Origin of the sequence: uncultured Butyricimonas sp. (assembly GCF_959596855.1) — a bacterium.
In the GTDB taxonomy this organism is placed as follows: domain Bacteria; phylum Bacteroidota; class Bacteroidia; order Bacteroidales; family Marinifilaceae; genus Butyricimonas; species Butyricimonas muris.
In genome coordinates, this window is sequence record NZ_CAUFYA010000029.1 from 1 (window position 1) to 19,341 (window position 19,341).

The window sequence follows — 19,341 nt, forward strand, 5'->3', positions numbered from 1 at the left end:
CGTGATTTGTAATCTCGGGGTCGTTGGTTCGAATCCGACAAGAGGCTCAAGAAAGTAAAGTTCTTTCAGTTGCTGTTGTAGCTCAGGGGTAGAGCACTTCCTTGGTAAGGAAGAGGTCTCGGGTTCAAATCCCGATAACAGCTCAGGGATAGCAGTCAATTTCTTGACTGCTTTTTTTGTTTTATAGAACTATTATTCAGTTCCGCTATTTCTCAAATTATTTACTCCCCCGTCGGTTGCGACAAACCGATGAAAATCTAAAATAAAAAACATGGAAAAGAAGAAAGTAGTAATCGCAAAAATACAAGTAATCAAGGGAAAGGAAAATAAATTCATTGCACTCGTTTCGCCACTGACCGAGCTGTCTAAAGCAGAACCGGGCAATCTGGTTTACAGTTTATATCAAGACACTTCGGAAAACAACCGGTTTATAGCATACGAGGAATATACCAATGAAGAAGCATTTAACTATCATTGCAGCACCGCTCATTTTCAAGCTTTCGTAGAAAATGTAAAACCATTGCTTGCCGCAGAGATTGATATTCAAGTCTTTTAGAGTAAAGAGGGGACTGCCGTTCCCGGTCAGTCCCGCGTGCATGTTACTCGTGTAGAGTAACACGCTTTTTACTATCTTAGGCAAGATGTAAAATCCTTTATTATTTCAAGAGCAATTATTATCTACCGTGATTCAAAAGCCGAAAAACGGGGGGACAGCAGTATCACGCCTCGCATTAACCTGCCCTTAACCTGCCCATAAATTGGTCTTAACCCGACAGGCCTATTTAACGACACGTTTACGGCAGGTTTACACCCGTTTACCCGTTAGCGTGACACCCTTAGGCAGATTTTACACGTAATCTTCTCGTATCTCTCCGGTAAAGCACCTTCACCCAGTGTTCTATCGTTATTGCTCCGTTGTAGATATACCCCGAAGCGTTTCTACACTGTATCTATAACAAACGTGCGACCACATTACTCCTCAAGTATTGCCCGTTCGAATACTTAAAACAGGGGAAACGGGACTCAATTAAAAAAGGAGCTATGTCTATTACAAACATAACCCCCAAAATCCATGCAAACTTCGCATGCGTAAGTCTGGTGTGAACAATTAGACATCACCTACTTCAATAACTGTTCTTGAATAATCTTCTCGTATTTTTCCGGTAAAGCACCCGTTTCTATAATCGGTTTACCCCCGACAGGGATAAAAAACAAAGTCGGCAGTGCCACCACGTTGAATATACTGCACAATTCCTTCTCTTGATCGGCGTTCACTTTCAAGAATATAACTTTATCCTTGTATTTCTCCGCCATCTTTTCCAATTCGGGAATCAATCGCATACAAGGCCCACACCACGTCGCCCAGAAATCAATCACGACAGGTTTGTCGCCCTTGAAAACGAACTCTTTATCCGCACGGTAATCATACACGTGTTCGAGAAAATAATCACGGGTAATCGAGTTCAGTTTACCCGCTTCTACCGTTACTTCCATCCCGGATTGTACCTCATCCTTCACTTCCGCCAAGTCAAAAGATTGGAAATACACTTTCTGTTTTTGAAAATCAATAGAAATAATCCCCTCGTTCAATATCCCGGTCCCCAGCACGGAACAGGGTAAATCCTTATTTTCCGACACGAGTACACCGGGCAAATCATTTTTCACGAAAGTACACTTCTTTGCCAACTTCGTGTCATTCGTGGTCACGGCTTCTGCGTAACTGTTGAACAATTCAGCGGAACTTCCGGTCGTACCGTTTATTTTGGTATAATCGGCGGGAGTCAACGTGAACATTCCATTGTTCCAAGTATCAAATACTAACGACAAAGCAATACCGTCAAGGGTTACGAGAAATGTAGCCACACTTCCCGGCAGCGTGCTCATATCCGCCCGATGATCCAATTTCATGTACGAGGGACGGTAAGGTACGGAGGTCGTGATCTTCTTCCGCTTGCTGTCGATTGTCAGCACGACATTTTGGAACAACGCACCCCCGATTATTCCCGCCACTCCAAGTTTCCGCAAATAAGGTTGCTCTTCCAACACGAAAGCCGATACATTGTTCCCGAACACGTTGTTCCCGAAAGCCATCGTGCCGATGGAAACGCTTCCGGCAGTGGGGACTTTTTTGTACAAAAATGTATCGTAACGGAAATCACCTTTCGAGGCGGTATCTATATGGAATTTTTCGGCATATTCCGGTAAGATGGCATTATGACCGGACAAGTCCAGCACGAAATCCGCCCGCTCACCGTTGACGACCATTTCGATAATGATTTTACCGTCCGTTTCCCGATAATCCCTTACCTCAGTTGCGGTATTTTTGGATTGGGCAAACGTCAATAACGGGAGTAACACGATTGCCAACGACATAAATATTTTACTTTTCATAGGTCTTAGAATTTTCTAATTTCAACTTTCTTTTCTTTACCGTCCTTCAAGATTACGATTTCGGTGCTGTCCCCTTCAATAGCATCGAGCAAAGCATCTATCTCAAACTGACTTTGTTTCAACCCGGACAAATCTTTCCCGTCTACCCGAATAACATGATCTCCCAACGCAACCTGTTCCCGCACGCTGTTCCATACCGTCGTAATCTCGAAATGGCCTCCCACGGGCAATATCCCCACGTTCCAAGTTTTTAACCTGCCGGACAAATCTTCGATCGTATCTTCATAAGGGAAAAAGTAAAAACGGTCACGGGCATAATCTATCACCACTTTGCCATATTGCAACATCTCCACTCCCAACAAAGACATTCCCATTTTGATCGTGACGCTCTCCATGTTCGTGAATTTCTTTCCCGTAAAGTTGACCTCGTTGATTCTGACCTTACTCATTTCCGCGGTATTCTTCAAGTCAAAGCCGCCTATACCGACGTTTTTTATCCCGTTAGCCGTTCCCAACAAACAGTTGCCCGCATTGTCTTTTAACCCGGTGTAATCATCGGCGGAAAGCGATAACAATCCGCTGGCACCGGTATCGAATAACACACGGCGGGTGATTCCCCCGAAATCAACATCCACGATCGAGTGATTGGCACCACCCGGGTAAAACGGCACACCGTCCGTAATCTTCAACCCCGCGGGACGGTATGGGTAGTTGATGATCATTATCTTGTTCCGGGCATCAAAGGTGACAACCGCTTGCGCGAAAGCGTCGCTCCCGAGTATGCCAGCAACCCCGAGTTCACGAAAGAAACCGTTCGGCGGGAAAATGATACTCTTCATCTGAGCCAATTTATAATTCGGGCTTAACTGCACGTCCTTTAAAACGGCTTCCTCGTAAGAAAGGCTCATCCCGTTCACGTCTGAAACCCCGCGGACACCCATCCCTTGCATCGCTTTCATTTCCGCAGCGTACTCTCTCACCGTGCCTGTCTGCCCGCCCGTGTCCACGATATATTTCACGGTCACCCCGTTTACCGTCACGGGAATAATGATTTTCTCGCGGATGAACTCGTAATGAATCGTGTCACATACCCGTTTCGTATTTTGCTGCGCGTTCCCATTTAAATATAAACACGCGATGCTGAGAAACACAAGTAATATTTTAATATTCCGCATACGCTATTCCTTTTGATAAACGATTATTCTCTCCCCTTGTCGGGTCTGTATCGCCAGCTTGGTTTTCTTTTTCGTTTTTAACTCGGGAATCCCGTTAATAATACTCTCGCAGAAATCGTATTTCCCCACGGGCTTCCCGTTGATCTTCGTGACTTTGTCACCGACCTCGACCACGCCTTTCATATCGCCCCACACGACAGACACGATCAACTCGCCCTCTTTTACCCGCAACGCCACGTTATAATGTTTGCTCTCCAGATCGTTTTCCGGCTCATAAGCTTCAAAATAAAAGCGGGCACGCGGATAATCGAGCGTGACGTTACCGTAATCCAACAATTTAATACCTAACAAAGTAAAGGGCGGCGTAGATGTTTCGGCACTCACGTTTCTAAATTTCGTACCTCCCACGGACAACAGAGGAAAACATACACGACGGGATACATTAGCGGCAGCCATTCCGGCAACCCCGATGGAACCTTCCCCGTATCCTTCCGCCAGAATATCAAACGCGGCAGCGGATTGCAATGCCTCGAAATCCGTGTCTTTCAACAAAAAAAAGCCGGGACATCCGGTATCAAACAAACAGACGATGTTATTTCCCGCACCTGCCTGCAACGCTATAACCGGTATACCCGACCGCGTGAAAGGAATCATTTTCCGCAATGATATCGCAGAAGCCCGCTCGGCAGAAGTGAGCGTGACCGTTTTCGCCTTCCCGTCAATCTCGACAATCATACGCCCGAGCAAATCGCTACCGATTAACCCGTCGGCACGGAAACACTCGAAGGGCGAGGGTTCCGGCAATTTCATCGCCGGCACGTTTCTGAAATTGATTTTCTCGTCGGAAGTGAGCAAACTTTCGATTGCCACAATCGGATAGGCTGCCACGTTACTGTTCACGTCCGTTACCTGTAAAGAATCTACCACGACCAATCCCAATTCCTCGCATATCTCTCCGGTCAAAGCCGTACGCCCGCCCGTATCAAAAATAAAAGAGCGAGGCGTTCCGTTCATTACCATATCCACGATCATTTTACCCCCGATTACCCGGTAGGGCAGCACAGCCTTATATTGCTGTGCCGCCACCGGATATATGATCATAAAAAACAGCCATGAAAAGATTATCTTATTTCTTATCCTCATATTGAAATCATAAATTATTTACTCCATTTATCGGCAGCCACAAGGGCACGGTAAGCGTTCAGTACTCCGCCCGACAAGCACAAATCATCGAAAAGGAATAAATCCTGTGCCTGTTTCCCACCGACTTGAATCCCTTTCTCTACCTCTGCCCCCTTTCTGGATGTTACGTTTTGTAACAATATATCACGTACTTGAGAGCCCGACAATTCCGGGTAATAAGCCTTAATCAAAGCTGCCACCCCCGCCACGGACGCTGACGCCAGACCGCCACCGCTTCCCGTTTGGTATGTATCACCTGTATAGGTAGAGTATATATCGATACCCGGAGCAAATAAATCCAGTTCCTTTGCCCCGTAGTTCGCGTTCAACGACGGGTTCCCCTCCTTGTCCGAGGAGCTGACGATCATGAGGTTTGTCAATTCCTTGTCGCCGGTCATCCGACGGTTCGGGTAAAACGTCTGTTTTGCCAGATCCTGAGATAATTCCCACGCGGGTACAATCACCAATACTCCTTTGCTTTCAGCATAGCGCAAAGCCTTGCTCATCCACGCCTTCTGCCCGTCGGGATACAACGTGTTCTGTTGAGGTAACACGATCACGTCAGCACCGTGATCCACCGCGTAACGGATGGCTAACACCATATCTTTGATGTACGGCTCTCCGCCCGAAGCAGATACGCGCAATGTCATGATTTCCGCCTCATCCATGATACCGTCACCGCCTAAGCCGTTACCTCTTTTTCCTCCGATAATACCCGCCTGCATCGTCCCAGCACCCGCATCGGATGTCAGCAACACGCTGTTGCCGTATTTGTTATCGTTTATATCCAAATAATCGTCACCGACAACATCCTTACGACCATCATAACCGTAATCTTTCAACGCTTCCTCGTAGGATTCTTTACTTCGGGCAACACTGGTTTCCACGAATGTTTTGTACACGAGATCAATGTCATCGGTTTTATATAGCTGGAATGCCGTGGCAATAAGCGTGAATGTAACATCTCTTAACGTATCTTGTGGTGCATTCGGGTCATAACAAGTCTGAAATTCCTGTAACGAGATCTTCCGTCCGGGAAATTTCGCATTCAATTCCTCTTTAAACTTTTGCCCGTATTCCTCTATAACATAAGCCATATTCCACCCGCCATAGATTCGGGCAAGTTGGGATTCGGGCATAACCACATTCTTATAATAAGAATACTCGGACAAGTTCTCCGGCGCCGGAACTTTAACTCTTTTCCCGTCCATTATCTTGAAAAATTCCCCGTTGCTCGTGATATAATCCCCGTATTTATCTTTCAGACGCAGAAATTCCCGATCACCCTCCCGCATCAGTATTTCCATGACTTGCCCGTCCTGACCGCCCAAGAAGTTCCAACCGTTAATATCATCCGCCAAACCATTCTTGTCGTTATCCTTACCGTCCGCCTTTTCTTTCGGGTTTACCCAGATAGCCTGCCGCAAATCCTCGTGCTCCACATCTAACCCGCTTCCGATCAACGCAACTATCGGTCTTTTCTTTATTTTCTTTCCTTTCAGAAATTCATAAGCTTTATTTATCTCTGCCCCGTACACCCCGTCTTCCTCGAAAGAACAATTGTACCAATCCAGATCCGCTTGTTTCTTCGGAGACTGGCTTTCCTGTTTTATCAGTTGTGCACTCGCAACACAAGCATACAACCCGATCGCAAGTAATAAAAAATACTTTTTCATCATCTACAGAATTTATCATGTTATACAATACGAAAAAAATATAAAGTTACTCGTGCGGCTGGAATCAAAAATCTAAAATCATAAATCTAAAATTATTCCCGTCTGGCTTTTAAAATTGCCTCTCTTACTTGCTCTCCCCGTAAGCCGCGCTTAAGGATTTTACCCTCTTTGTCTACCAGAAGGATAAAAGGTATACCATAGAAGCCATAGGCTTTTTGAAGCTCGTTCGGGGCATCGCCAATCGTGAACCCCTCTTTATTCCAAAGCATTACCCAAGGCAAATTCTCCATTTCCAACATCTTCCGCCAATCCTTTTCCCGTTTATCGAGCGAGATACTGATAAATACCAGATCCTCCCCTTTCAAATCGTTATAGATCGGCAAAAGGCTTTTCATCTCATGCCTACAAGAACCGCACCATGAAGCCCAGAAATCAATTAACACCAGTTTCCCCCGAAAGTCACTTAAACGAACCATATTACCTTCCGGATCTACATAATTAAAATCGAAGGCTTGTGCCCCTACCGCAAATCGAGCCAGACTATCCACCCGTTTCGTCAACCATTGCACGGTCAAAGCATCCCGATCTTCCCCCGTGATTTGTTCCAGCAACATTTGGTTCGGTTCATACGCCTCTATTTCGGACAGATATGCCAACGCACTGTACATCGTTCCCCGTAAACGCCCTTTTACTTCCGGATTGATCGTTTTCTTTTTTTGGCTTTTCTCCGCAGGCATCCATTTCAACAATTCCAAGAAATCGTCAATCCCGGAAAAACTCAAAGAACTGTTCTCCGGTTTCATCTCATCGTAATATCCTTTAATCGAAACTTCGGTATTCGTTAGGTATACCGCCTGTCGCGTAGTCCCGATCCATAGGATATACAAATCCGGTTTTATATCCATGACGTCAGTCGCAAATACCCCATCTCGAGGGACTTGAACCGCTAACAAGGATTCTCCGTTTATCGTTTCTACCCGAATCTCCGTGGGATTCAACATACGCAATTTACCCGATAGTCTGAATCCCGTTTGTGCAAAAACAGATATCGTACTTCCCCAAAAAAGAAGCATTATTCCCAATCTCAACATATGTCAGTTTTATTATTTATGGGCTGTCCGATACTCGGGACAGCCCATAATTATAATCAATTGATAGCAGCGTCGCCTATCTTCTGCAAATCAATTCCATATTCCTTGAAATGATTTATAATCGCCGTGTATTTTTTTCTAATTAATCCATACTTGTCTTTACGGTCATTCAGTATACCATGGAAGGATTCATCCGAAGCCTCTACTTCACGAGTCAAATCATCATACGACGTGAAGAGTATCGCTTCCAGATAATGCCGCCAATCCGTGTTCGTTTTATCATTATTATCATACATGACAAAACCACGTTCGTAATAGTTACCATAAGTCATATCCGTATCGTAATTGCTATAACTGTAAAATTCCGTCGATGCCGGTATCTTATCGTTACTCTTCAATCTCAACAAGAAGGTCAAATTTATATCCAACTTCATTTCAGCCTTCTCCCCGGATGACAAAGACAGTATTCGCTCCGACCCCCAGTTAAATGCCAAAAGATCAAAGCTACTGTATATATTTAGTTTCCGACGTTCCCCGTAACCATCAATTTGCTCTAATTCTTTGCATAACAACATCTTTAAAGGCAAACACCGTTGTAAAGTGGAATCCGGATAGAAAGACAGAAATAATTCCTCTATCAAATCCAATTGTTGTCCCACGTACTTCTCGTCTGCTTGTTCTCCATAATAACCTGTTATCCAAGAATAACCATTCTCATCGGTATCCTCTTTCGCCTCATTCCACTTCGTCGGGGACCAATACAAATCTCTCGGACTCCATTTGTACAAAGCGAAAATGTTGTAACGATTCTTCCAGTCAACAATTTTATCATCATAATCATGTTCACCCTGCGGTACAAAATAACCGTACACATCCCCTTCGGAAGGGCTCAACTTATGCTCGTCATTACAAGCGAACATACTTATTGTAAAACTTAAAAGTAAATATCCTATTATTTTATTCATAACACGCTCTGTTTAAAATTCGACAACTAACGAGGATTCTGTTGTAAATAGGGATTACGGTCGCTTGCCTCCTTCGGGATAGGCAATACATACCACGGGGAATTAGCTTCCAACACGAAAACCCGAGCATCATTCTCCGACTCGACGAAGAATTTATGTTCGATACGAGGCATTCCCATCCGGCGTAAATCAAACCAACGATGGTCTTCGAAATCCAACTCCCTACGCCTCTCATCTTGATAGAATTTATACAGGTTCTCCGGCGTCGATACATCCAGCTCCGCCCGGTCTTCAATATTGACATATACCGCTTCCAAAATGTTATAGCGACTCGCTCGCAAAGTATTCAAATCGGCTAAAGCTGCCGTGCGGTAACTGTTATCACGCGTTTCCATGTACTTCTGTATATTTGCTTCCGCCCGGTTCAAATACACTTCGCCCGTGCGAATCCCTTTTGACCCCTTGTCCGTACCCGTTCCCTTGTAACCGAAACAATAATAAGTCTGATAGGTCGTGTAGTCTATTCCCCTCTCGTGCTCGGAAATTAATCTCAAGTCATCCTCCTCGAACAAAGCCACCAACTCATCCGACATGGTAAAAGCGGGACGATAACCAAAACCTCCATAAGTGAAGAAAGTAAGGACTGCCTGTTGGCTCTCGTAAATCCATAATACCTCTGTGCTAACATCCAAATCGAAGAGTCGCGTGAAAGTATAATAATCCCAATCCGCTCCTTGCGCCAATGATGTCAACACAGGCTTTTCGTTCAATACTTCCGTCGCGTACGCCGCTGCTTCATCCCATTTTCCCATGTATAAATACACGCGGGACAAAAGCGCTTTCGCCATCAAGGGCGAAGCCTTGTATAAAGTCACGTTCTGCCGGTTTTCATCCATCAATTTAATGCCTGTCAACAAATCACCCTCGATTTGCTCGTACACCTCGAACACGGAAGAACGGGTAAAATAACGGTCATCAACCTCCATCGTCAGCTTCAAGGGAACTCCCGGATTTACTTTAGGATCACCCACCGTGTAAGGCAATCCATAGAGATTCACGAGAAAAAAATAACTCCACGCCCTCATCACCAACGCCTGTCCCCGCACATTCTCTTTCATTGCCTGCTCCCCTTTCACACGATCCAGATATTCCAACACGGTATTACAACCCATAATTCTCGTGTAGAACTTCGCCCACGAGTTCATCCCGTTCAGATTAACCAGATCTTCATACATTTTCTCGTCCCATGAAAATATCAAACGACCATTCTCCAGTATACTTCTATATTGATCCTGATTCTGCATCCCGTTACATTTGGCATTATCAGTCAATAGTTCCAGATAAGGACATTCAAAAGAATTCATCGGATAAACCTCACCAGTCATCAATTGAATCAAATCGTCCACCGTCGTCGGGCGAATCTCGTCCTGACTTGTCTCTTCCAAGAAATCGCTACAACCGCTTAAACCAAACACGAGTAGCACACCCCATATAATTATTTTATACTTCATACTCTCTTTTCATTTATTAAAAACTCATTCTTACACTAAACGTATAGTTCTGGCTTATAGGCTGTGAACCTGTGGCTACTTCCGGGTCTTTTCCCTTGAAATCCTTGCTCACGATAATGAACGGATTGGAAACGGAAAAAGACAAACCTACATTCTGGGCAAACTTCGAAACCAGCGATGAGGGGAGATTGTAATCCAACGAAATATTATTACATCTCAGGAAAGAAGCCTTGGCAACCCGGATATCCGAGAAATTGTACATCCGATAAAGTAAATCCGAACCGGAAGGTAATTCTATCGAGACTCTTCTATACTCCGGCAATGAAGGAATATTCGTGTTTTTCTCGTCACCCGGCTTTCTCCACCTCTTCACGAGGTCTTTCGGCAGATTATTATATTCATTCGGCGTCGTGTTGGTCATATCCGAATCAAACATCGGCGCTAAAAATTTCTTCCCTCCCAACTGTACGTTAAACGATGCAGACAACGTCAACGTTTTGTAACGAAAAGAGGTCGATAATCCTGCCGTTAAATCCGGATCCAGTTTACCCATATATTTCATGTATTGCGTCGCATCCGTTTCTGCCAGAATATTGTTTTCCATTCCACTCAGGTTAAATTCGGGATTCCCGTTCTCCGCCGAAAGTCCGGCAAATTCAAAAGCCCAAAAGCCGGAAACCGGATACCCTTTCTTATGCAACGTCCCGGACTTTGCCACCTGCCAACTTTCGTTTGAAGCCAACTCGCTCGTCAACTTATTGTAATTCTTCGACGTGTTGAAACTCACTGACCACACGAAATCCTTCGTCCGCACGGGTGCGAAACTCAAGCTAATTTCCCAACCGGAATTTTTCATCGTTCCTCCGTTCATCGGCATGTTAGCAACTCCATTTTCCAACGGAACTTCCTTCATCACGATAATATCTTCTCCTCTTTTCCAGTAATACTCGAAAGAACCGGAAATCTTATTCTTCCAGAACACGAAATCCACCCCTAAATCCGTCGTTTTATTCTTCTCCCACTTCAATTTCGGATTCGGCAAACTCTTGATTTTAAGCAAATATTCACCCGTCGCATCACTGATTCCTTGTGAACCGTCCGGGATATAAGCTATCAAATCCGGTCCCGCACCTTCACTCACGTTTCCTTGGAAACCATAAGAAGCACGGATGCTGAACTCGTTAAGTATATCCTGTCCTTCTAGGAAACGCTCGCGTCCCATATTCCATCTCAAACCAACAGACCATACCGGTTGATAACGGGCACTTTTATCCTGCCCGAAACGATTGGATGCATCCGTACGGATACTGGCATTCAACACGTAACGTTCATCATACGTGTACGTGAAAGCGCTATAAAAAGAAAGCGTGTTTATTTTGCTATCCGAGATTTTCGTGGATATTTGGTTGTAAAGTGTATTCTCCCGTAAATCTCCCATAGTATTCTGTGTCGTCAGAGGAGGATTGACCACAATCTTACCGCGTCCCGGTATATAGCCGTAAAGTGTTTGCGACAAACCGTCGTATTTTGCGCTCGTCACCTCTTGACCAGCCATAGCGGTAATTAAATGAGTACCAAAATTCTTCACGTATGAAAACTGATTCCTCCACGTGTAGTTTGACTTTCTATTCTCTGTAATAGACAATTCACCGCCATGAGGCAAACTCGACATCTTATAATCCAGATCCGAAGACAAGTATTCGCCGAACTCGTACCCGCGGATATTAGCGATATAATTCGAATATTCGGTAGCGTGCGCCTCCCCGTAAGAAGACGAATAACTGTACCCGAAGGTAGACTCGAACTTCAATCCTTTCAAGATTTCTAACGTCATTTGCAAATTCGCGTTAATGGAATTTGTCGTGTTTTCATTCCCGGTATTTTCCAACTCGTTCAGTACATTATATTTGCCACCATTACGAGCCGTGTAGTAAAAATATTCACCCTGATCATCATAAGCCTCAATCACCCGGCTGGTGGTTGACGCGTAAGTGTAAGGCGCTACTTTATTGAAACCGCTTGTTTTAGATACATTTCCCGCCAGTCCGGCATTTATTTGAAGTTTATCCCACAACAACGTGTTCAAACTCACGTTTCCCGAATAACTCTCCGAATCATTTCCCTTGGCGGTTCCGTTATTCTTCGTGATACCGAAAGATGCATAATATGAAGTCTTTTCACTTCCTCCCGAAATACTCAGGTTATGCTTATGGCTAAACGGGTTCTCGAATAAAAGATCGAACCAATCCGTATTCGTAACCTCCAATTTTTTCACCCCCTCGTTAAACTGGGCATAAGTGATTTTTTCCTGCAAATAAAGTTGCATAAGCCCCTCGAATCCCACGGAAGTCAATGCCTGACTTCCCACCAAACCTCTCTCGAAAATCTCTTTCGACACATCCATACGCTCCTTGGAATTCATCAGATTCATCTTATCATAGGTCACTTTGGAGCCGACCGAAAAGTTGCCGCTATAATTAAGCGACAATCTTCCTTGCTGCCCTCTCTTCGTCGTGATCACAATTACACCGTTCGCCGCCTTCACACCGTAAATAGCTGTCGCTGAAGCATCTTTCAACACGGTTATATCCTGAATATCGGACGGGTTCAACCAAGCAATGGCACTACCCACGAAATTACGGATCACATCAATATTATCCTGATTGTTTCCGAACAAAGTAAACTCCTCTGTCTTAAACGGAAGCGGGTCTTGCTGAATAATTCCGTCAACCACCCAAACCGGCTCTTGGCTACCCAAAAGAGTAGAAGTACCGCGGACACGCACTTTCTGGCGGGTTCCCACCAAACCGTCTTGATTGGTGATGACCAAACCCGGTAGCTTCCCCTGTAATGCCTGTTCCAATGACTGCGTTCCGTTCAATACCAATTCGTCCGCACTAATCGTACTCACGGAACCTGCCATATTGGATTTCTTGACAGTTTGGTAACCAGTTACCACGACTTCGTCCATTTCACGGGCATCCTCTTCCAACACCACGTTCAACTCTTTCTGCCCGTGCCATACCACTTGTTCCGTTTTCATTCCCACGAACGAGAATAAAAGAGTGACGCTATCTCTTCTTACCGTCGTGAAAGTAAATTCTCCCTTCACGTTGGAAGCCACCCCGACACTCGTTCCCTTTTCGATAATTGTCACGCCGGGTAAGGGCTCTCCGTTTTTATCTTTCACGCTACCCTTAATGACTAACATTTTATCTTCCGGCTCCTCGTCCTTCGCCCGAATCACGATCAGACGTCCGTTAATCTCGTAAGTCAATTTCGTTTTAGCCAGACAGATATCCAACACTTCTCTCAAATCTGCTTGCTTCACGTTAATATCAATAGCTGAAATATGATCCACATCCTCGATAGAGTACAGAAAAGTAAATTCCCCCTTCTGTTCTATCATTTTGAATACACTCTCCAACTTTCCCCCCGTCACGGAAATATCATATTTCGCTGTCTGGGAATACGCTCCTGCCATACTTTGCAGAACGCTCATCAAAAGTAATAACACTGTCACTCTCATTTTCAAAAAAGTAATTTGCATTTTTCTCCTGCCGAGAAAACTCGATTCTCGCTTTTTTTTCATAGTTTTGTACTAATTATTAAGGTTAAACCCGATTGCAAGCTTGTTGGCGCAAGCAAACAATCATGAAACTTTAAGCAAGGACGTGTTGGCGCACGTCTTTGTTTTTTATCTAATTCTCACAATAATTTTCTGTTCATCCACTGTAAATGATACTTTACCTGTTTTTTCCAACATCCTCAAAGTTTCCGCAATATCGGAATATCTTTCCATTGTACCGGAGAACAAAATATCCTTCGCCCGGCTCTGCTCGTAGAATACAGTCACGTTATACCACCGCGCGACATCGTCCAGAATAGACTCCAAACGCTCGCGACGGAAGACAAACTGTCCTTTCGTCCATGCCCGATACGCCTCGGCATCCACTTCCCGTACCTCCAGTTTATTTTCCCCGACAATCAAATCCGCCTGTTGGTTCGGTTCAAGTATCACGCTCTCCGATAGTGTTTTTACCTCCACCTTTCCACTTAGCAAGGTAGCGGTCGTCCGCTCGTCGGAAGGGAACGATTTCAAGTTAAAGGAAGTACCCAACACCGTTACCTGCATCCCGTTTACTTCTACACGGAAGGGTTTCGTATCATCTTTTTTTACTTCAAAATACCCCTCACCCCAAAGTATTACCCGCCGTTCATTCCCCACGAAAGCAACCGGATAAGTCAACTTCGACCCGGCATTCAGCCACACCCTCGTTCCATCAGCCAAGGTCACGTTAAACTCTCCCCCTTTCGGGACTTCCAGCACATTCAACCTTTCCGCCTGCACATCGGTTTCCGCTTGATAAACCAAAGTATTGTCTATTTGCTCTATTTTCCCGGATAGGCTATCGTTCACAATCACACCGCTATTTTTTCCCAAGACAACTTGTTTGCCCGTCTCCAGATGCAAAATAGCTTTCCGCTCTCCCGGTACTATCGCCACCACCTTCTTCACCTCCTTTTGCTCATCTACCCGTCCCGTCATCATAACGGCGAACCATCCCGCCGCAACCAGCACAATCACGGAAGCCGCGTAACCAATCCATCGCCACGACAAGTTCCGGCGACGGGGCGCAATTTGTTGCTCCAACCGACGCCATACCTCTTCCCGGTGAATCGCACGATACTCGTCATAACTCCTGCTCAACGCACTTCCCTCGAACAACTCGTCAAATAGCTGACGATTAAAATCAGACTCATCCACCCAAGCGAACAACTCCCGTTTTTCCTCATCGGTAGCAATCCCTATTTTTACTTTGTAGATTAAATCCGCTATCTGAATATATCTTTTTGTCATATATTTATTGCATTTACACTACAAAAACAACCGAGAAGAAAAAACGGGTAGTGAAAAAGAGAAAAAAATTTGGAATGTCTTAAATAAAAAAAAGAAGATAGAAGTTATCCCTTAATTTCTCACGCAACAATTTATAGGCATTCTTTTTATGGAATTTCACCGTGTTCAACGTGATCTTCAATTCCTCGGCAATCTCCTGATTATCCATTCCTTCCATATACAACAAGCATACTTTCCTGCTGTGTTCGGGCAAAGAATCAATCGCCGTGAATATCAACCGTCGGGTTTCCTCCTCTATCACCGACTTCATGTAATAAAGTTCGGTGTCCTCCTCCCGTAGCATATCATTCACGTATTCCCGCTCCACTTTACGATGCTTCAACACGTTCAACGCCTTGTTGCGCACCGTGGTATAAAGATAAGCCTTCACCGAAACCTCATCCGGAAATTCCCGTCTATTCTCCCACAAAGCCAGAAAAGTATCCTGCACCAGTGACTCACATTCTTCCCTCTCTCCCAGATAACGACCAGCGAAAAGAACTAAAGTATTGAAATATTGATTGAACACGCTCTTGAAATCAAGACGTGTACCGTTACCCAATATAATACTGTAATTCCTGTTCATAACTGCTTCTTTACTCACCTCAAAGCGTAGCAAATATGCGAATAAATTTTGAGTATCCATCCGTTTGAAACAGAAATTCGTTTTTCCCGTATTACAAAAAAATACAAATCATTTACAATTATGAAACATAAACTACAAATCTTACTGGCACTCTTTATCGCCATAAACTTGCAACCGCGATTCCTAAAAGCCTGCACCGGAATATCTTTTACCGCTAAAGACGGTTCCCGTGTCGTGGCTCGTACCATCGAATGGGGCGGCAGCAACCTCAACAGCCAATACGTTATCGTACCGCGAGGCTTCAAACAACAATCTTACACGCCCGACGGGATTGACGGAATGCCATTCACCGCCCGGTACGGCTACGTCGGTCTAGCCGTAGAACAAAAAGAGTTTGTAGCAGAAGGTCTTAACGAAGCCGGGCTTTCTGCCGGGTTATTCTACTTCCCGCATTACGGGAAATACGAAGCGTTCGAGCCGAACCAAAAAGCGACAAGTATATCCGACCTACAACTCGTTTCCTGGATACTAGGCAGTTGCAAAAATATCGACGAAGTAAAAGAGGCCATTAAAAAAGTACATATTATTGGCATCGTCCCACAAGCCTCCACCGTGCACTGGCGTTTTGCCGATCCTTCCGGACACCAAGTAGTTCTCGAAATCATTAACGAGAAACCTATCTTTTACGAGAATAAACTAGGAGTACTAACCAACGCTCCGGGATTCGAATGGCAAATGACCAATCTTAATAATTACGTCAATCTCTTCCCCGGTATGGCTTCTCCACAACAACTGAACGATATAAAACTTTCCTCCTTCGGCAACGGTAGCGGATTTCTAGGAATACCGGGAGATATCACTCCCCCCTCTCGTTTCGTGCGTGCCGCTTTTTACCAAGCCACCGCCCCCCAACAAGAGTCAGGCTTAAAAACCGTTCTTCAATGTTTCCAGATTCTAAATAATTTTGACATTCCTATCGGGATTGAATATTCACCGAACACAAACCCCATTGACATACCTAGCGCCACGCAATGGACTTCGGCAACCGACATGACCCACCGGGTAATCTACTACCGCACGATGCACGACAGTGCAATCCGTAGTATAGATTTAAATAAGATCAATTTTGCCCGTGTCAAATACAGAGCCATTCCTCTTGACACAGTACAACAACAACCTATTATCCAGATAGATATTAAATAATTAAAACGAGGAGGAGAGTTAAACACTCCTCCTCGTTTTAATTATTTTTCTTCAATTGAATAATCTTCTCCCACCGAGCCTTTTGAGCGGGAGTAGCCGAAGCTAAAGGACAATCTTGATATTGCAAAAATGGACCAGCTAAACGAAAAAGCACCCAAAGTGCTAATTGAGAGTCACCTTGTAAAATAGGTATCTCTTTTTCACACACATCCAACAATTCGTCAATATCACCACCCTCCACCACCTTAGCGATTTCCAAAGAAGCTAATAAACTTTTCTCGTTCACCAATTTCATTTTTTTGAGCTCTTTCTCTATCGCCTTCAAACGCTTACTTCCGACATTCACCATCTCCCCTCCCATTATAGCCAAAATTTCATTACAAAGATCTTCTCCCAATCGTTTATCCACCTCTTCACGACCAATCGCTACGTAAAATCTTTCTCGTTTATCTCTTAAAAATTTAAAAGCTTTGGAATCGGAAGGACTCAATTGCGAATTACCAAAAATAAACCAATAATCTTTGGATACCTTTTCTTCATCACTTGCCACTTTCAACAACTCATCTACCACCACCACCGCTTTTGACCATTCATTAAACTTGTTCAATTTCTGAAGATATTGAAACAAAAATGCCTTATCTCGATCTCCGGTACGAAATTTCTCCTCCCAATTTCCTAATGATTCTGTACCCTCTATGCCTTCTTTTACCAATCGGATAAATTCATCTGCCTCGTATGCGCCAGAAATCTTATGTTGTATAGAACCATCAGGCAAGATAAGGAAAAACGTGGGATAGGCTGCAACATTATATTTTTGACCGAATTTCTTCCCCTCTTCTTTTTCCATATCAAACTTCACGGCAACAAACCTCGGATTAAAAAACTCGCCCACTTTTGCGTCGGGAAATACCTTTTCAGACATCAACTTACAAGGTCCGCACCAAGTCGTATAACAATCCACGAAAAGCAATTTATTCTCCGCTTTCGCTTTCGTTAAAGCCTCCTCAAAAGTAAGAATTTCAAAATTCACGCCCCCCTGCCCCCGAACTGCGATACAAGCCGCAAAAAAAACAATAAATAGTATAAACCTTCTCATCACGAATAACTCTAAAATATTAATTTTTTTAATCCACCAACAAGACCAATTTATACGTCTTTCCCGGCTCGAACCAAGTATCATACACCAACAACATATCATCAGACAATGCCACTCGCCAATCCTGCTCGGGTGCTAAACGAGGATTTTTCAAACGCTCCGGAAAAATAACAGCAAACGGTATTTTACCAACCGTGGCAGGCTCTCCCGGTATTTGGTCATCAAACGTTCGCATATAAATTCCATCCAATCGATCCACAGAAAAATTCTCTTTCGTTTTCAATGTAATCACATACTTTTTCCCCTTACGAACCGTCTTCACGGTATAAGTCTCTTCCTCCGGTCGGAATCGCACATCCCATTTCGGATCCCCGAAATAAGCCAATAAATCCCGCTCCTGCCAAAAACCAAGAATATCCCCAACAGCTTCTTTACCCATCACCTTCGCCATCCGATCATATATACCGGATATATCATTCATAACATCCCAATTGAAATCAAAACTTGCTTCCAACAAACTCGGAGAAAAATTTTGTAACGTATATAATATATGCTGTTGTCCTAAAAAATAAGCCTCTGCCATCGTGTAACGCCCGGGCGTTACATGCCAGAATTTCAAACCACCCCACACGGCTTGCCCCAACATCACTTGGTTTACCGGGTATCCCACCATTGAAGTTACATTCGGACGCCCCATCCATGCCAACGCACAACTCTTTTCGGGCTTATCCACATCACAACCGTAAGATCCTGCGGCAATATATACTTTCCGCTCACCCGCCCAATTCATCTCGTTATCCGACGTGTCTTGACGAGATATCTGATTATCTTCAATTTTAACCTCCTGCATCACGTGATGAAAAATACCATCCCGGGCATAAATTCTCTCGTGTACGCTGAAGTTATCAGGCATGGACAAATGGTAATTAGAAGTATAAGACTCACTCAACACGAAATCAGGCTTCACTCTTCGATAAAGATCATTAAATTTTTCAACCTGTTTCACGGCTGGCCAATACTCCATTGCCAACGTATCTCCTCGTTCCATTTTCATTCCTGATTTTCCCCAACTCACATACCCAAACCGCTCCCAGTCCGCCTCAGTCAATTCCACTCTATTCTGTGATATCAACCCGTTGCGAATCTCAAGTGGCTCTTTAGCATTATTCACCATCTTCATCGCCATATCCGCATCAAGCCCCGTGATAATTCCCCACATGAAATCGGCATATATCGAAGAAGTTACTTTACGCGACAAAATATGCATTCCAATAATATAATCCCGGGTAATCTGCTCCGGTTTCTCTACCACCGCAACATAACGAGGGCGCATACGTCGCAATGCCTCCAATGTCTCAGCAGGCTTCTCCGCGTAATATACCACCTCCGCACCGTGCAATCTCTGTAAAGCCTCTACAACCCCATTCCAAGCTTTATCCTGTTCTACCGATCTACTAGCCAACACAACATATTCGCATCCATCCACTTTCATTGACCGACGATTGCTGGCAAATACACTACCAGCAATCAACAAAAACAACACAACAATACTTTTTCTCATCTCC

At 44.3% G+C, this 19,341-nt stretch carries 14 protein-coding genes and 1 tRNA gene; 3 read left to right on the forward strand and 12 right to left on the reverse strand.

All coding sequences use genetic code 11. The annotated features are described in order from the left end of the window. Positions 1 to 71: 71 nt before the first annotated feature. Together Q5866_RS12835 and Q5866_RS12840 are read left to right on the forward strand one after the other, a co-directional pair. Positions 72 to 143: transfer RNA gene (locus tag Q5866_RS12835), tRNA-Thr, on the forward strand. A 128-nt stretch (positions 144 to 271) separates the two neighbouring features. Then, complete coding sequence (locus Q5866_RS12840; protein WP_303180636.1) at positions 272 to 556, forward strand: putative quinol monooxygenase; 285 nt, start codon at positions 272 to 274, stop codon at positions 554 to 556. Positions 557 to 1,119: 563 nt separating this feature from the next. Here the strand turns inward: Q5866_RS12840 and Q5866_RS12845 are convergent. From Q5866_RS12845 to Q5866_RS12890, 10 genes are all read right to left on the reverse strand, one after another. Then, positions 1,120 to 2,391, reverse strand: a complete 1,272-nt coding sequence (locus Q5866_RS12845; protein ID WP_303180638.1) for a thioredoxin domain-containing protein — start codon at positions 2,389 to 2,391, stop codon at positions 1,120 to 1,122. A 5-nt stretch (positions 2,392 to 2,396) separates the two neighbouring features. Then, complete coding sequence (locus Q5866_RS12850; protein ID WP_186976678.1) at positions 2,397 to 3,566, reverse strand: aspartyl protease family protein; 1,170 nt, start codon at positions 3,564 to 3,566, stop codon at positions 2,397 to 2,399. A gap of 3 nt (positions 3,567 to 3,569) precedes the next feature. Continuing rightward, complete coding sequence (locus Q5866_RS12855; protein ID WP_303180639.1) at positions 3,570 to 4,709, reverse strand: retropepsin-like aspartic protease; 1,140 nt, start codon at positions 4,707 to 4,709, stop codon at positions 3,570 to 3,572. A gap of 14 nt (positions 4,710 to 4,723) precedes the next feature. Then, positions 4,724 to 6,424, reverse strand: a complete 1,701-nt coding sequence (locus Q5866_RS12860; RefSeq protein ID WP_186976682.1) for a S8 family serine peptidase — start codon at positions 6,422 to 6,424, stop codon at positions 4,724 to 4,726. A 92-nt stretch (positions 6,425 to 6,516) separates the two neighbouring features. Next, the gene (locus tag Q5866_RS12865; protein WP_303180641.1) at positions 6,517 to 7,515 is read right to left on the reverse strand and encodes a TlpA disulfide reductase family protein; all 999 of its coding nucleotides are present in this window, start codon (positions 7,513 to 7,515) and stop codon (positions 6,517 to 6,519) included. A gap of 56 nt (positions 7,516 to 7,571) precedes the next feature. Continuing rightward, the gene (locus tag Q5866_RS12870; RefSeq protein ID WP_186976686.1) at positions 7,572 to 8,480 is read right to left on the reverse strand and encodes a hypothetical protein; all 909 of its coding nucleotides are present in this window, start codon (positions 8,478 to 8,480) and stop codon (positions 7,572 to 7,574) included. A gap of 26 nt (positions 8,481 to 8,506) precedes the next feature. Further along, positions 8,507 to 9,991: a RagB/SusD family nutrient uptake outer membrane protein gene (locus tag Q5866_RS12875; RefSeq protein ID WP_186976688.1), complete on the reverse strand. Its 1,485-nt coding sequence runs from the start codon at positions 9,989 to 9,991 to the stop codon at positions 8,507 to 8,509. 16 nt (positions 9,992 to 10,007) lie between these two features. Next, entirely contained in the window at positions 10,008 to 13,583 is a 3,576-nt protein-coding gene (locus tag Q5866_RS12880; protein WP_303180642.1) for a SusC/RagA family TonB-linked outer membrane protein, read from the reverse strand. Positions 13,584 to 13,688: 105 nt separating this feature from the next. Beyond that, complete coding sequence (locus Q5866_RS12885) at positions 13,689 to 14,852, reverse strand: FecR domain-containing protein (RefSeq protein WP_303180644.1); 1,164 nt, start codon at positions 14,850 to 14,852, stop codon at positions 13,689 to 13,691. A gap of 79 nt (positions 14,853 to 14,931) precedes the next feature. Beyond that, positions 14,932 to 15,477, reverse strand: a complete 546-nt coding sequence (locus tag Q5866_RS12890) for an RNA polymerase sigma-70 factor (protein ID WP_099290803.1) — start codon at positions 15,475 to 15,477, stop codon at positions 14,932 to 14,934. 120 nt (positions 15,478 to 15,597) lie between these two features. On the opposite strand from Q5866_RS12890, the gene Q5866_RS12895 reads away from it, so the two are divergent. Beyond that, positions 15,598 to 16,680, forward strand: a complete 1,083-nt coding sequence (locus tag Q5866_RS12895) for a choloylglycine hydrolase family protein (RefSeq protein WP_303180645.1) — start codon at positions 15,598 to 15,600, stop codon at positions 16,678 to 16,680. Between the two features lie 37 nt (positions 16,681 to 16,717). Here Q5866_RS12895 and Q5866_RS12900 read toward each other — a convergent pair whose 3' ends face one another. Further along, positions 16,718 to 17,776 (reverse strand): thioredoxin domain-containing protein, encoded by a 1,059-nt coding sequence (locus Q5866_RS12900; RefSeq protein WP_303180646.1) that lies wholly within the window; start codon positions 17,774 to 17,776, stop codon positions 16,718 to 16,720. 28 nt (positions 17,777 to 17,804) lie between these two features. After that, positions 17,805 to 19,337 (reverse strand): hypothetical protein, encoded by a 1,533-nt coding sequence (locus tag Q5866_RS12905; RefSeq protein ID WP_303180648.1) that lies wholly within the window; start codon positions 19,335 to 19,337, stop codon positions 17,805 to 17,807. Positions 19,338 to 19,341 lie beyond the last annotated feature (4 nt).